General features: G+C 70.7%; 16 protein-coding genes. 10 read left to right on the forward strand and 6 right to left on the reverse strand.

Features of this window, described 5'->3' with window-relative positions; translation table 11 throughout:
• Positions 1-234 precede the first annotated feature (234 nt).
• Both AC559T_RS03730 and AC559T_RS03735 read left to right on the forward strand, forming a co-directional pair.
• Positions 235-1,200 (forward strand): nuclease-related domain-containing protein, encoded by a 966-nt coding sequence (locus AC559T_RS03730; protein ID WP_498867752.1) that lies wholly within the window; start codon positions 235-237, stop codon positions 1,198-1,200.
• Between the two features lie 72 nt (positions 1,201-1,272).
• Positions 1,273-2,616 carry an effector-associated domain EAD1-containing protein gene (locus AC559T_RS03735; RefSeq protein WP_498867753.1) on the forward strand — a complete coding sequence of 448 codons (1,344 nt, stop codon included), beginning with the start codon at positions 1,273-1,275 and terminating at the stop codon, positions 2,614-2,616.
• Between the two features lie 17 nt (positions 2,617-2,633).
• Here AC559T_RS03735 and AC559T_RS03740 read toward each other — a convergent pair whose 3' ends face one another.
• Positions 2,634-3,566 carry a LysR family transcriptional regulator gene (locus AC559T_RS03740; RefSeq protein WP_498867754.1) on the reverse strand — a complete coding sequence of 311 codons (933 nt, stop codon included), beginning with the start codon at positions 3,564-3,566 and terminating at the stop codon, positions 2,634-2,636.
• 57 nt (positions 3,567-3,623) lie between these two features.
• On the opposite strand from AC559T_RS03740, the gene AC559T_RS03745 reads away from it, so the two are divergent.
• Positions 3,624-4,463, forward strand: a complete 840-nt coding sequence (locus AC559T_RS03745) for a siderophore-interacting protein (protein WP_498867755.1) — start codon at positions 3,624-3,626, stop codon at positions 4,461-4,463.
• 189 nt (positions 4,464-4,652) lie between these two features.
• On the opposite strand, the gene AC559T_RS03750 is transcribed toward AC559T_RS03745, so the two are convergent.
• Positions 4,653-5,297 carry a TetR/AcrR family transcriptional regulator gene (locus AC559T_RS03750; protein WP_112106478.1) on the reverse strand — a complete coding sequence of 215 codons (645 nt, stop codon included), beginning with the start codon at positions 5,295-5,297 and terminating at the stop codon, positions 4,653-4,655.
• A gap of 94 nt (positions 5,298-5,391) precedes the next feature.
• Between AC559T_RS03750 and AC559T_RS03755 the strand changes: the two genes are divergently transcribed.
• Positions 5,392-6,285 (forward strand): NmrA/HSCARG family protein, encoded by an 894-nt coding sequence (locus AC559T_RS03755; protein WP_498867756.1) that lies wholly within the window; start codon positions 5,392-5,394, stop codon positions 6,283-6,285.
• Positions 6,286-6,328: 43 nt separating this feature from the next.
• Here the strand turns inward: AC559T_RS03755 and AC559T_RS03760 are convergent, their stop codons facing one another.
• Complete coding sequence (locus AC559T_RS03760; RefSeq protein ID WP_071059750.1) at positions 6,329-6,721, reverse strand: winged helix-turn-helix transcriptional regulator; 393 nt, start codon at positions 6,719-6,721, stop codon at positions 6,329-6,331.
• A 130-nt stretch (positions 6,722-6,851) separates the two neighbouring features.
• On the opposite strand from AC559T_RS03760, the gene AC559T_RS03765 reads away from it, so the two are divergent.
• Entirely contained in the window at positions 6,852-7,517 is a 666-nt protein-coding gene (locus tag AC559T_RS03765) for an NADPH-dependent F420 reductase (RefSeq protein WP_112106480.1), read from the forward strand.
• Positions 7,518-7,533: 16 nt separating this feature from the next.
• Here the strand turns inward: AC559T_RS03765 and AC559T_RS03770 are convergent, their stop codons facing one another.
• Positions 7,534-7,701, reverse strand: a complete 168-nt coding sequence (locus AC559T_RS03770; RefSeq protein ID WP_498867797.1) for an antibiotic biosynthesis monooxygenase — start codon at positions 7,699-7,701, stop codon at positions 7,534-7,536.
• Between the two features lie 166 nt (positions 7,702-7,867).
• Here AC559T_RS03770 and AC559T_RS03775 point away from each other — a divergent pair, with 166 nt between their 5' ends.
• Both AC559T_RS03775 and AC559T_RS03780 read left to right on the forward strand, forming a co-directional pair.
• The gene (locus tag AC559T_RS03775; protein ID WP_498867757.1) at positions 7,868-8,620 is read left to right on the forward strand and encodes a hypothetical protein; all 753 of its coding nucleotides are present in this window, start codon (positions 7,868-7,870) and stop codon (positions 8,618-8,620) included.
• Positions 8,617-9,207, forward strand: coding sequence for an RNA polymerase sigma factor (locus AC559T_RS03780; protein ID WP_498867758.1), 591 nt, complete (start codon positions 8,617-8,619; stop codon positions 9,205-9,207). Before AC559T_RS03775 ends, AC559T_RS03780 begins: the two co-directional genes overlap by 4 nt.
• Positions 9,208-9,326: 119 nt before the next feature.
• Here the strand turns inward: AC559T_RS03780 and AC559T_RS03785 are convergent, their stop codons facing one another.
• Entirely contained in the window at positions 9,327-9,683 is a 357-nt protein-coding gene (locus AC559T_RS03785; protein WP_498867759.1) for an antibiotic biosynthesis monooxygenase family protein, read from the reverse strand.
• Between the two features lie 28 nt (positions 9,684-9,711).
• On the reverse strand, positions 9,712-10,809 hold the full coding sequence (locus AC559T_RS03790) for an epoxide hydrolase family protein (protein WP_498867760.1): 1,098 nt from the start codon (positions 10,807-10,809) through the stop codon (positions 9,712-9,714).
• A gap of 67 nt (positions 10,810-10,876) precedes the next feature.
• Here AC559T_RS03790 and AC559T_RS03795 point away from each other — a divergent pair, with 67 nt between their 5' ends.
• The 3 genes from AC559T_RS03795 (at position 10,877) to AC559T_RS03805 (ending at position 12,700) form a co-directional block, all read left to right on the forward strand.
• Positions 10,877-11,359, forward strand: a complete 483-nt coding sequence (locus AC559T_RS03795) for a MarR family winged helix-turn-helix transcriptional regulator (RefSeq protein ID WP_498867761.1) — start codon at positions 10,877-10,879, stop codon at positions 11,357-11,359.
• Positions 11,360-11,532: 173 nt separating this feature from the next.
• Positions 11,533-11,970 carry a PPOX class F420-dependent oxidoreductase gene (locus AC559T_RS03800; RefSeq protein ID WP_498867762.1) on the forward strand — a complete coding sequence of 146 codons (438 nt, stop codon included), beginning with the start codon at positions 11,533-11,535 and terminating at the stop codon, positions 11,968-11,970.
• A gap of 76 nt (positions 11,971-12,046) precedes the next feature.
• Positions 12,047-12,700 carry a dihydrofolate reductase family protein gene (locus tag AC559T_RS03805; RefSeq protein ID WP_498867763.1) on the forward strand — a complete coding sequence of 218 codons (654 nt, stop codon included), beginning with the start codon at positions 12,047-12,049 and terminating at the stop codon, positions 12,698-12,700.
• The last annotated feature ends 13 nt before the right edge of the window (positions 12,701-12,713 follow it).

The raw sequence follows: 12,713 nt of genomic DNA on the forward strand, positions 1-12,713 counted from the left end.
TCGGGGCGCGGGCTTGCCGGCCGTCGCAGAACCGCTGGATGGGCTCCTCACCTCGGGATAGTGTGGCGCGGTCGCATCGTACGGGGGTCGTCTGTCAGAAAGACGGCGACTCGGCGCGCGACAAAGGCGATTGATCGACCCTGATCCGTCATCTTCGTCGACAGGAATGGGCGCGCAGGCATGGGCGAGCTACATGTGATGCGGTGGAACCGGTATGGGCACGCTCGGCTTTACGTGAACCTTCCGGACGGGCAGAGCGTGGCCTGGTTCGACCTGCGGACCGATCAGCTCAACATCCTGCTCGACGTAGATCGGGATGCGGTGCTCGCCGCACTCGCCCCCTACCTGGGACAACGGCCCGAGCCCTCGGCCCACCCGCCGCCGTCGCACGTCGTGCCGCCGCCACCGGCGCCCGTATCGACGCCGGCACCGCTGGCGGGATGGACGCCGGAAGTGCCTGTACGCACCGGGTCCCAGACCGTGCCGCTGCCGGCCGTGCCCCTGCCGGCCGTGCCCCTGCCCGGATCGCCGCCCATGCAGCCGCCGGGCGCCCCCGGGCTGACTGGTGGCGCACCCGCGGACGACCTCGCCGGCAATCCGCCCGGAGCCGCGATCCGGGCGAAGATCGAGGAGCTGACGCCGGGTTTCTGGCGTGCCCTGCTCAACCGTCTGTTCCGCCGGCCGTCGGAGACCGACGGTTGGCGCAAAGGGCTGGTCGGAGAAGAGACGGTGGGTGCGGAACTGGAACTGCTCGCCGGCCGGGGATGGCGGGTGCTGCATTCGATACCGCTGCCCCGAGGCGTCGACATCGACCATCTGCTGATCGGCCCGGGCGGCGTGTTCACCTTCAACACGAAGTACCACGTAGGCGCCAGGATCTGGGTGGGTGACCAGGCCGTGAAGCTGGGAGGTCAGCCCTATCCGTATGTGCGAAAGGCCCGGGCGGAGGCCAGCCGGGCATCGGCGGCGCTGAGTGGGGCCTGCGGATTCGCCGTGCAGGTCGACGCGGTGCTGGCATTTGTCGCGCCGGCGAAGCTGACCGTGGCGCCCTCGCGTGATGTAGTCCATGCCATCCGAGTCCACGCCATCCGGCACGACCAGATCGCGACCTTCAGTGATCTTTCGGCGGTGTGGCAGCCAGCCCATGTCGAGCAGATCTATGCCGCGGCGCGAGACCGGCGTAACTGGCTGAACGCCTGACGGCAGGCTGGGCAGCCTCCCGCCCCGCCCGCCTTCGATTCCCCTGCGGCACGGGGGTGGGTTCCGCGTAGGGTGATTCCTGGGGCCTCGCCAAGGGAGGGGAAGATCGTCGAGCTTCTCGCCGGTTTCCAGGCCGAGGCCACCGGAGTGACCTTGGTCTTCTTAGGTAAATCGACCCTGCAGCTGGCCATCATTCTTCTCGGCCTCAGCCTGGTGTTCGTCCCGTTCGCCTCCTCGCGGCCTCGGAGCACCCGGCGGCGGCAGCAGCGCAAAGCCCGCGCCCGGGTCGCGGCGGTCGCGTCTGCCATGGGTACGACAGGTCTGCCGTCCGCCGATCAGATCGTCGACGACGTCGCCAAACGCGGCCAGATCGTTGCTCGCACACAGGTGTTGCTCCTACCGCCGATTATCGTCATGCTGCTGGGGATTTCCGTATACCTCTGCGGGACAATCCTGCGCGACCACGCCAGATCACCTAACGGAATTCCACCCAGGACAGTCGGCAGCGCGTTCGCCCTCACGGCTGCCTTCCTTATTTTCTTCGGCGCCTCCGAAGGAGTGCGACGATGGATATGGAATCAGAATCCTGAATTCTTCGCGACACATCACCTGCTGCACGCCATCGAGCTGATGTTGAAGTTACAACCCGATGCGTCAGCTGACGGCGGCACCATGGACATCACTCAGGTTCGCCGGGACATCGTAGCGGAGCTCGGGCAGGCCGCCAGATACGTGCGGAGGCTGATCGGACGGCGCCGCCCCTTCGTCGGGCCCGAGGAGCTGGACAATGCCCGGAAGAGGGCTGCGCAGCTGGCACGGGCGATCAGCAGTCAGCAGGAGACAGTCATCTATGGCTCGCTCGCGGAGATCTTCCCGCTGGTCCCGGCGGTCTCGCGGAGTCTGGCAGCGCTTGTCGAGCAGCGCTTCGGGGACCTTCCCCTCAGCGGTGGAGTAGGGCTGCCCGCTGATGCCGCCGAACGCACGCGCGGAGCGCACGGGGGAACCAATGACAACCGGACCGACGGTTCCGGTGAGCTACCACACCAACCACCCTCCGGCCGCTTTCACCCCGAAGATGTGGACACGTTTCGGCGGGAGATAGCACAGGTCTACACCACCACCGCCAGCGCGGAGCCGATGCTCACCCGGGCTGGATACCCCCGGGAACGACGGCCGAACATCGACTATCATCACCCCGAGGCCGCGTGGGAGGAGATCTTCCGCGACCTCGGAAACGGAATCATCGAGGATCCGTTCAGGACGCTGCTCGCCCGTGCCCTTGAATCCTACCCAGCCAATCCGATCTTCACGGAGCTGGCCCACCGCTACGATGTACCAGTGCCGCCATCTCGGCGGCAGGAGATTCCGCAGCGGGCGCGACGGGCGAAGCAGCGGATCAACCGACTGCGTTTCTAGGGTTAGCGGGCGGCCTGTTACGGGGGATCGAGCGCGAGCGCGTGCCGGATGGTGTCGCGCACGTGGCCGCGAAGCCAGCGATGCGGCGCGTCGGTCTCATTGCGGGGATGCCACGCCTGCGCGATCGTCAGGGTGGGCAGGTCGAGGCCGATGTCGAGAGCCACCAGGCCGAGGCTGGTGAGCAGACCGCGGCCGAGCCGGGCGGGCACCAGGCCGACCAGGTCGCTGCCGGCGACGAGCAGCAGCGCGGCGGAGTGGGACGGAACTGAGACCGCGACCGTCCGGCGCAGACCGCGCGCGGCGAGGGCCTCGTCCAGCGGGCCCGCGAAGCGTCCCCGGCGGGACGCCGTGACGTGCCGGGCGGCGGCGAGGCGTTCCGGCGTCAGGCGACCCCGGGCCAGCGGATGCCCGGAACGGACGACGGCGAGAGCCTGCTCCTCGGCCAGGACCTCGATGTGGATTTCCGGTGGGGTCGAATCGATCTCACCGATCTCCAGGTCGGCGGTCCCGTCGCGGAGGAGGTCGTCGGTCGCGTACGGCTCGGGGAGGAACCGCACCCGCGCGCCCGGGGCGTCCCGGGTCAGCCGGTCGAGCAGATCGACGCCGATCGCGGTGGTCAGCGCGTCGCTGGCCAGGATGGTGAACGTCCTGGTCAGGGTGGCCAGGTCGGGTTCCCGAACCGGGGTGAACACCGCGTGGGCCCGTTCCACCAGGGCATGCACCTCGACCTGGACGGCCAGCGCCCGCGGGGTGGGCACCATCCGATGGCCGGCGCGCACGAGGACCGGGTCGTCCATCGCCCGCCGTATGCGCCCCAGCGCGCGGCTGACCGCGGACTCGGTCAGCAGCAGCCGCCGCGCGGCGCCGCTGACGCTCCGCTCCTCCAGCAGGGCGTCGAGAGCCACCAGGAGGTTGAGGTCCAGCGAGGGCATCGATTGCATGGCATGCATCTTGCCATTGAGTAAGTTTCATTTGAGTGCTGATCGTCTGCTGCCTACGCTCGTCTCGTGACCGAACACTCCCCGGCTGCCCCCTCGGCCCGTCCCCGGCGGGGGCCGCTCGCGCTGCTGGACCGGATGCTGCTGCGCGCGGAGGTCGACAGCGTCGACCAGCTGGCCCGACGCACCCGCCGGATCGTGCTGGCCGGCCCCGCGCTCGCCGGCCTCACCTGGACACCGGGCCAGAACGTGACCCTGTTCCCCCAGGACCCGACCCGGCTGGACAGCTGGCGACAGGGGCCCCGCGACATCAAGCGCAGCTACTCGGTCTGGGAGTACCACCCGGCCGGACGGCTGGCGTTGGCCGTGTACGACCACGGCGGCGACTCCCCCGGCGCGGCGTGGGCCCGCGGCGTCGCACCGGGAGATGAAGCGATCATCACGAAGCCGGACGGACGCCTCGTCGCGCGGGCCGACGCGAGCTTCCACCTGTTCGTCGGTGACGACACCGCGGCGGTTCCCTTCGGCGCGATCCTGCGCGGCCTGCCCGCTTCCGCCCAGGTCCGCGGCGTGTTCGAGTGCGACGACCCGGCGGACGCGCTGCCCTTGCCCCGGGCCGGGGACCTCGCCTGGAGCTACCGCCACGGTGCCCCGGCCGCCGGCTCCCCGCTGCTGCCGGCGGCGCTCGCCGACCTCGACCTGCCCGATCCGCGGGACCCCGCCACCAGCACCAGCATCGACATCGGGTCCGGGTCCGATGGCCGCACGGGCCGGCCCGTCGCCTACGTCGCCGGGGAGGCCCGGACCTGCCAGGCCGTCCGCCGCCACCTGGTGAGTGAGCGGGGCTGGGAGCGCCGCCAGGTTATCGTCCAGCCGTTCTGGACCCCGGGCAAACGCGGCATGGACTGACCCGGCCACTCACGATCCGGCGTCCACGGCCGAGGGTGTCGCCAGCGGTGACCTTGACGAGCATCGACCAGTTCGGCAGGTCGATACGACGGCCCTCGTCGCGACCGCGCGCGAAGCCTTGAACCGGTTGTGGCCCGGCTGAAGGCGATTCGTCTGGCGTATGGGCGTTGGGCGTATGGGCGTTGAATGTCACGGCGCCGTCACCTCAGGAGACGGCTGGCCGTGGCCGTGGCCGTCGCGATCAGAAGCCGAGGTCGGTGCCATCTGTGGATCCCGCGCTCCGGCCAGCCCGCAGATCATCATTGAGAGCAGTCGTTCCGCCCGGCCCGACGGGTCGGACGACTGCTCGCTCGCCCACGCGATCGCGGCGACGAACGCGAGCAGGTCGTCGATGGTGATGTCGCCGCGCACGGCCCCGGTCCGCGCCGCACGTTCGAGCAGCCCGGCGCCGGCGGCACGCATGGCCGCGCACGAGCCGTGCAACGCCGAGCTCTCATCCTCGAGGGCCGCCAGGATCGAGGCGGGCAGGCCCTGGTAGACGGCGGAGCCGGTGGCGACCTCCCCCAGCCACGTGAGCAGCGCGTCACGGGGACGCGGCGCGGCGAGCAGGCTCTCGGCCCGCGCGCGCAGCCCGTCGAAGCCCCGGCCCAGCAACGCCTCCAGCAACGCCTCGCGGGTCGGGAAGTGGCGGTAGAGCGTGCCGATGCCGACACCGGCGCGGCGCGCGATGTCCCGTAGCGAGGCGTCGATGCCGTGCTCGGCGAACACGTCCCGGGCGACATCAAGGATCAGTTCGTAGTTACGGCGAGCGTCCGCGCGCGGCGACTCGGCCAACCGGCTCCTCCATCATTGACATCCGGAGCACCGCTCCGTATGTTTCGGAGCACCGCTCCGGAAGATGACCTGAACCTAACAGAAGGGGCTCCGCATGCCGACGCCCGATCGGACCATCCTCGTCACCGGGGCCACCGGCCAGCAGGGCGGGGCCACCGCGCGACGTCTCCTGGCCGACGGATGGCGGGTGAGGGCGCTGGTCCGCGACCCCGCCGGGCCGGCGGCGCGGCGGCTCGCCCTCGACGGCGCCGAACTGGTGACCGGTGACCTGGACGACCGGGACACGCTGGCCGCCGCCACCGAGGGCGTGTACGGGGTGTTCAGTGTTCAGCCGGCAAGCCACGCCCCCCATTTCGTCGAGGGGGAGGAAAGGTACGGTGTCAACGTCGCCGACACGGCCGGGAACGCCGGGGTCCGGCATCTCGTTTACACCTCCGCGGCCGGTACCGATCGAAACCCGGACGGCCCCGCGGCCTCGAAGGCGCGGATCGAGCGCCACATCCGGGAGCTCGGCCTTCCCGCCACCGTGCTGCGTCCCGTCATGTTCGCGGAGAACCACACCGACCCGGTCTTCGGCGTCACCGGCCAGGCCTCGCTGGTCCGGATGATCCCGGCGGGGGTGACGGTTCAGCTCATCGCCGTCGCCGACATCGGAGCGTTCGCCGCCCTCGCCTTCGCGGATCCGGCCCGCTATGTGGGTGCGGCGCTGGAGCTGGCTGGCGACGAGTTGACCCGCGAACACCTGATCACCGCGATCAGCCGCGCGACCGGGCGCGACCTTCAGCTGGATCCGCTCCCCCGGGAGACTCTCGTCCAGCTCGGGGTCGACGTCGACGGCCTCGAGCTGGAGAAGTCCTTCAACGGCTGGCAGGCCGACATTCCCGCACTACGGCGACTGCACCCGGGGCTGATGGACTTCGAGACGTGGCTGGCGCGGGAAGGCGCGGCCAGATTCGCCGCGCTGTTCGCCGAACCGGCGAGCCGCTGACACGCCCGGTTCCCGGGGCGTACCCGCATCCGCCGCTCCGGTTTCAGTCAGCGCCGGTACGCCCCTGGAGCTCCGCCGATCCGTCCTGCGCGTCCTGTAGTTCCTCGCCATGCTCGGTGATCCAGTTTCCGAGCGCTTCCATCGGACCGTCCACCAGGCTCTGCCCGAGTGGAGTCAGCGCGTATTCGACCCGCGGCGGGGCCTGCGCGAACGCACGGCGGGCCACCAGACCGTAGGCGCCGAGCCGGCGTAGCGATTCGGTGAGGACCTTGTCGCTCATACCGCCGATCGCGACGCGCAGCTCGCGGCGCCGGCACGGCCCCGCGCGAAGAGCCACCAGCACGACCGGGTCCCAGATGTGGATGAACAGGTCGGTCACCGCCCGGATACGGCAGTCTGCCACCAGGTCCTCGCAGTGACGTCCCTGATCGCTCATCCCGGCCATCGTCGCAGGTCTCGCGTGCACCGATTGGTGCGTAACGGCCGCCTTACGGTCTCGGTCCGAGGCGATCGCGTCGAACGCGGTCGACGCGGTCGACGCGCACAAGCACGCACGAGGAGGAACCATGCGGATCGGGATTCTGGGCACCGGGGCGCTGGCCGAGGGGTTGGGGCGGGCCTGGGTCCAGGCCGGGCACGAGGTGGTGATCGGCGGTCGATCGCGCGCCAAGGCGGATGCGCTCGCGGAACGCCTGGGCGCGACGGCGCGGGCGGCCGCACCACGCGCGGCTGTCGCCGAGCGCGACGCGGTACTGCTGGCCGTGCTGTGGACCGGTGTCGAGGATGTCCTGCGCAGCGCGGGCGCAAACGAGGGAACGCTGGCGGGGGTTCCGTTGATCGACCCGACGAACGCGGTCGAGCACGGCGTCGGCGTCCTGCTCACCGAGCAGGGCGACTCGGCCGCGGCCCGGATCGCCGCGGCGGCTCCTGGAGCGCACGTCGTGAAGGCGTTCCACCTTTATCCCGCCGCCCAGTGGGCACGACCGCCGGCCGGCGGCGCCGGTGCGGACACATCAGCGCCCACAGTGGCGATCTGCGGCGACGACGAGGCGGCGCTGCGGGTCGTGAGCGATCTCGTCCGGGACGTCGGCGGCGTACCGGCCACGCTGGGAGCGCTGGTCCGCGCACGTCAGCTCGAGGAAGTCGCGGGCTTCGTCATCGGGCTGGCGTTCGCGGGCTTTGATCCGGCTTCGGCCATCCCCCGCGTACCGACGGGAACCGTGTCCGCCTAGCCGAGGACGGAAACGGTCAGCCCGCGGAGCCGCCGGCGATCGTGTAGCTCCACAGCTCGCTGTGCACGCCAACCGGCCTGGGCGCCTCGCCGCCGGCGCGTTCCGCCTCCGAGCGGTGCCCGTGGGCGAAGGCCGGCGAGCTGACCCACGCCTGGAACGACTCCTCGTCGCGCCAGCGGGTCATCACCAGCCGACCGCGCCGCCAGGACCGCCAGGACCGCCGCAGCCAGCGTCATGTCACACCGGCGGCCGTGCCGGACATCTTCTGGTCAGCCGATCGACGTCGACGCTGGAGGCTGATCAGAATCAAGTTGCCGGATGACGGCGAGCTGGATCGCCGGGTGCGGTCCGTGGACCCGGTCAGAGCCGACCTGGCGAGCCGCGACGACGTCGCCCGCCTGGTCAGTGAGCTCGCCAGGGCGGTTGTACGGACCGGGTCCGCTGACGAGGCCGGCCCTGACGGCATGACGGAGTGGCCGGCCCGGTCGGGGCAGCCGCATCGCCCGGGGCTGATGTCGGTGCGAGCGCCGGGAGACCGTTCCGCCAGGCGACGTGTTGTGGTCGCCGGCCTGGCCGCGGCAGCACTGCTGGGAACAGCGGCGTTCACCTTCGGCGACGAGCTTGCCGCCCGCACAGGTCTGTTCGGCTCTCCGGGGATGACGGAGAACGACACCAGTGAGTGGCTGAACACCGGAGCGTCGGACTTTCGCGAGGTCATGGAGTCGTTGCGGCCAGCCGACATCCCCCTGCCGGCCGGCCGGAGCTGGCAGCCCGTCATTGACCAAACGGTTGCGAACGGCCAGCGGGAGGCGGCGCTGATGCAGGTCACCGGAGTACGGGCGGCTTTCGCCTGGTACGCGATCTGTGTCTGGGACGGCGAATGGCTCGCTGCGCGCGGAACGGGTGACAGCGCCCGGGCCGGGCGGGCTGTCGGAGTCATGCGCGGCATGCCGTCCTGGCCGATCATCGTTGCGGTCGACGGGGGCGGCGTCACGGACAGCCTTCACGACATCGCCGAGGCCGCTGCCCGCGGCGATGAGGGCCCGGCCCGGCAGCACATCACGGCGAACTGTGGCTCCGAATGGATCGGTACCGACCAGTGACCTCTGAGCCCGTCAGATCCGCCGCCCATACGGCGTCGAGCGCTGAGGAACCGACAGCCGAGGAAACGACCGAGGAACGGTTCACCTGCCTCGTCAGCACGGTCGGCCCGCGGCTTCTGGCCTTTCTCACCCGCCGGGTCGACCCGGCGGTCGACGCCGCCGACCTGCTCGCCGAGCTTCTGATGACCGCCTGGCGCCGGGTCGCCGATCTACCGTCCGACGATGACGCGGCCACCGCCTGGCTGTTCGGCATCGCCCGGCACACGCTCGCCAACCACCGCCGGGGTCAGACCCGCCGGGCGGCGCTGGCCGACCGCCTTCGCGCCCATCTCGCCACTGTCATCCCGACGCACGCCGCACTGCCCGAACACGCCGTCGAGGTCCGGACCGCGCTGGCGCAGCTCACCGAGGCCGACCAGTTGATTCTCACGCTGACCTGCTGGGACGGCCTGACCGCGGACGAGATCGCCGAGATCCTGCGGATCACGCCGTCGGCGGTCAGGCAACGCCTGCGCCGTGCCCGGGAGCGGCTACGTCAGGCGCTGGCCATCCATCACCCGGCGACCGATCAGACGGCCTCCAGGTGACCGGTGCCACCCCTGCGGTGATGACGACATAGCCGGACGGCTAGCTCGCCCGTCAGGCCGATGTCGTCCAACGCATCGCACACCTTCGGCGCTACGCGTGACGGAACGGTCAGTCCGGGTCAGCCCGCGGAGCCGCCGGCGATCGTGTAGCTCCACAGCTCGCTGTGCACGCCGACGGGCTTGGGTGCCTCGCCGCCCGCGCGTTCCGCCTCCGAGCGGTGCCCGTGGGCGAAGGCCGGCGAGCTGACCCACGCCTGGAACGACTCCTCGTCGCGCCAGCGGGTCACCACCAGCCACGTGGTGCGGTCGTCGGTCGGCTTGAGCAGCTCGAAACCCTCGAAGCCGTCCCGGTCGTCGACCGCGCCGGCCCGCGCGGCGAAACGATGGGCCAGCTCGTCGCCGCTGTCCGGATCGACGGAGATGGCGTTGATCTTGATGACGGTCACGGTGCCCCGGCTTCCCCACTCGGTGGTCACAACTCGGTGGTCGCACGTTTCGCCGATGTTATCGGCCGCCCAGGTCCAGGAAAAACGCGCGGATGTCGGCGGCGAGCAGCTCGGGCGCCTCAAGCCCCGCGAAGTGGCCGCCGCGGTCGGCCTCCGTCCACCGGGCGATCGGCAGCCGCCGCTCGGCGTACGACCGGACCGGGCGGGTGATGTCCTCGGGCAGGACGAGGACACCCACCGGCTGGACGGTGCGCCACGACCGCGGGCCGCCGGTCTCCCGGTGCAGACGGGGCGCCGTCCCGGCGGTGCCGGTCAGCCAGAACAGTGTCACGTTCGTGAGCACCCGGTCGGGACTGATCGGGAAGTCCCGGGCCGCCCACATCGTCATCGGGTCGAGCAGCCAGGCGAGCAGCCCGACCGGTGAGTCGTTGAGGGCGTATGCCGGGGTCTGCGGCCGGGTGCCGTTGACCAGCCGGACCGCCGGCTGGTCGCGCAGGTAGGCCTCGGTCTGAGCGAGCCGCTCCTGGTCCCCCGGGGTCAGCCGGGCGCTGTCCGGGTCGCCGGGCAGTCGCGGTGTCGGCAGGTAGTTGAGATGTATTCCGATGACGTGGTCGGCGTCGTGCTGCGACAGCGCCCGGGACACCGACGCCCCCCAGTCACCGCCCTGCGCGCCGTAGCGGCGGTAGCCCAGCCCGCGCATCAGCTCCGCCCAGGCCCGGGCCACCCGGTCGACATCCCAGCCGCGCTCGCGTGTCGGGCCGGAGAAACCCCACCCCGGAATCGACGGGACGACCAGGTGGAAGTCCACCGAGAGCGGCCCGATCACGTCGAGGAACTCCACAACCGACCCCGGCCAGCCGTGGGTCAGCACCAACGGGAGCGCGTCCGGCCGGGGGCTGCGCAGGTGGAGGAAGTGGATCCGCTGGCCGTCGATCTCGGTGACGAACTGTGGATGACTGTTCAGCTCGGCCTCCGCGGCCCGCCAGTCGTAACGGCGGCGCCAGTGGTCGGCCAGTTCCCTGACCCTGGCCAGCGGCACGCCGAACTCGTCTCCGACGCCCGGTAGTTCGTCGGGCCAGCGGGTGCGGTCGAGGCGTGCGTGCAGGTCGTCGAGGTCGGCCTGCGGCACGGCGACGCGGAAGGGTTCGATCTTCATCGTTAGTCTCCCTAACGTTAGTGACACTAACGTTAGGTCGTTGGTGCCACTAACGCAAGCCCCTAGGATGCGGTTCATGCCGGAACGCGACCGCCACGGGCCGACCGACCCGTCCGCCGTCCCCGCGCGCCTGCGGTCACTGGCCAGCCGGCTCCTCGGCCGCGGCACGGTGCACGCGGAACGGATCTCGAACGCCCGTCTCGCCGCGGCGGGGGCGACGCGGTGGCAGTACGCGACGCTGGTCACGCTCCGCGACAGCGGCCCGGCGAGTCAGGCCGCGCTCAGCGAGCGCACCGGCATCCACCGCAGTGACATGGTCGCCGTGCTGAGCGGCCTGGCCGAGACGGCGTACGTGCAACGCGCCCCCGACCCCGCCGACCGGCGCCGCAACATCGTCACGCTGACCCCGGCCGGGCGGTCCTGGCTGCACACTCTGGACCAGCTCGTCGACGAGACCCAGGAAGAACTGCTCGCCCCGCTCACCCCGGCCGAACGCGCGGAGCTGGTCCGCCTCCTGCAACGCCTGGACGACCACCACTCGGCACGCTGACAGGTCGAGCGCCCAGGCTCGAACATGACGACCACAAACAGCGCGGACAAACAACCCGAACAGCCTGGACGAACTGGATCGGCTGAACGGACAGGACGGGTTGGACGGGTTGGACGGGTTGGATGACCACCAGGCACGGTGCCCGACGCCGGTGCCGCGAAAGGAGATCGAGCGTGAGCACTCTGCCGCAGGAACTGAGGGACCTCATCGAGTCCGGGCCGATGGCCCACCTGACCACCATCAACGCCGATGGCAGCCCGCAGGTGACGGTCATCTGGATCGGCCTGGACGGCGACGCGATCGTCACCGGGCACATGTCGAAACAGGTGAAGCTACGCAACATCGAGCGTGACCCGCGGGTCGTGTTGTCCTTCGACGCCCCGCGGGTGCCGGGCGCCTTCCTGAACCAGTACGCCGTGGTGCGGGCACGGGCGACGGTCACGCCGAGCGATGACACCTGGGACCTGCTCAACCGCCTGGCGAAGGTCTACATCTCCCCGGAGGCCGAGTTCCCGGCGCCGCGGGGCCCGGGATTCATCGTGCGCTACGCCGTGGAGCGCGTCAGCGGTGTCGGCCCCTGGGTGCCGACAGCCGGCCAAGCCAACAACTGAACCGACGGCCAAACGCCGCGCCGACGAGGGTCGCGCCGGCGCGACCGTGGATTTCACGAAAGCGGGAGGTCAGCCTGTGTCCCGGGTAAGGGTTCACAACTTCTCCGTCTCCCTCGACGGTTATGGCACCGGCGAGGGGCAGAGCCTTAAAAGGCCGTTCGGTCACGCCGAGGGGCGGTTGCACGACTGGTTCTTCCACACCAGGTCGTTCCGCGCGATGCACGGCGAGGACGGCGGAGACACCGGGGTGGACGACGCGCTTGCCGGAGCATGGGAGCCGGGCATCGGCGCCGAGATCATGGGGCGGAACAAGTTCGGGCCGCAGCGCGGCCCCTGGGAGGACCACGAATGGACGGGGTGGTGGGGCGAGGATCCCCCGTTCCACACGCCGGTCTTCGTCCTGACCCACCACCCCCGCCCGCCGTTGGTGATGAAAGGGGGCACGACGTTCCACTTCATCGACGCCACCCCGCAGGAGGCGCTCCGCCAGGCACGGGAGGCCGCCGGCGGCCTCGACGTCCGGATCGGTGGCGGGCCGACCATGGTCCGCGACTTCCTGGCAGTGGATCTGATCGACCACCTGCACGTGGCCGTCGTGCCGATCCTCCTCGGCCGCGGGGTGCGGCTGTGGGAGGGCCTCGAGGAGATGGAGAAGCGCTTCACCGTCGAATCCACGACGACCCCCAGCGGCATCACCCACGTGACCTTTACCCGACCCGCCGATCAATGATGAAACGCGGCCC

The sequence above is a fragment of the Frankia sp. Hr75.2 genome (assembly GCF_949319125.1).
GTDB classification, from domain to species: Bacteria; Actinomycetota; Actinomycetes; order Frankiales; family Frankiaceae; genus Parafrankia; species Parafrankia soli.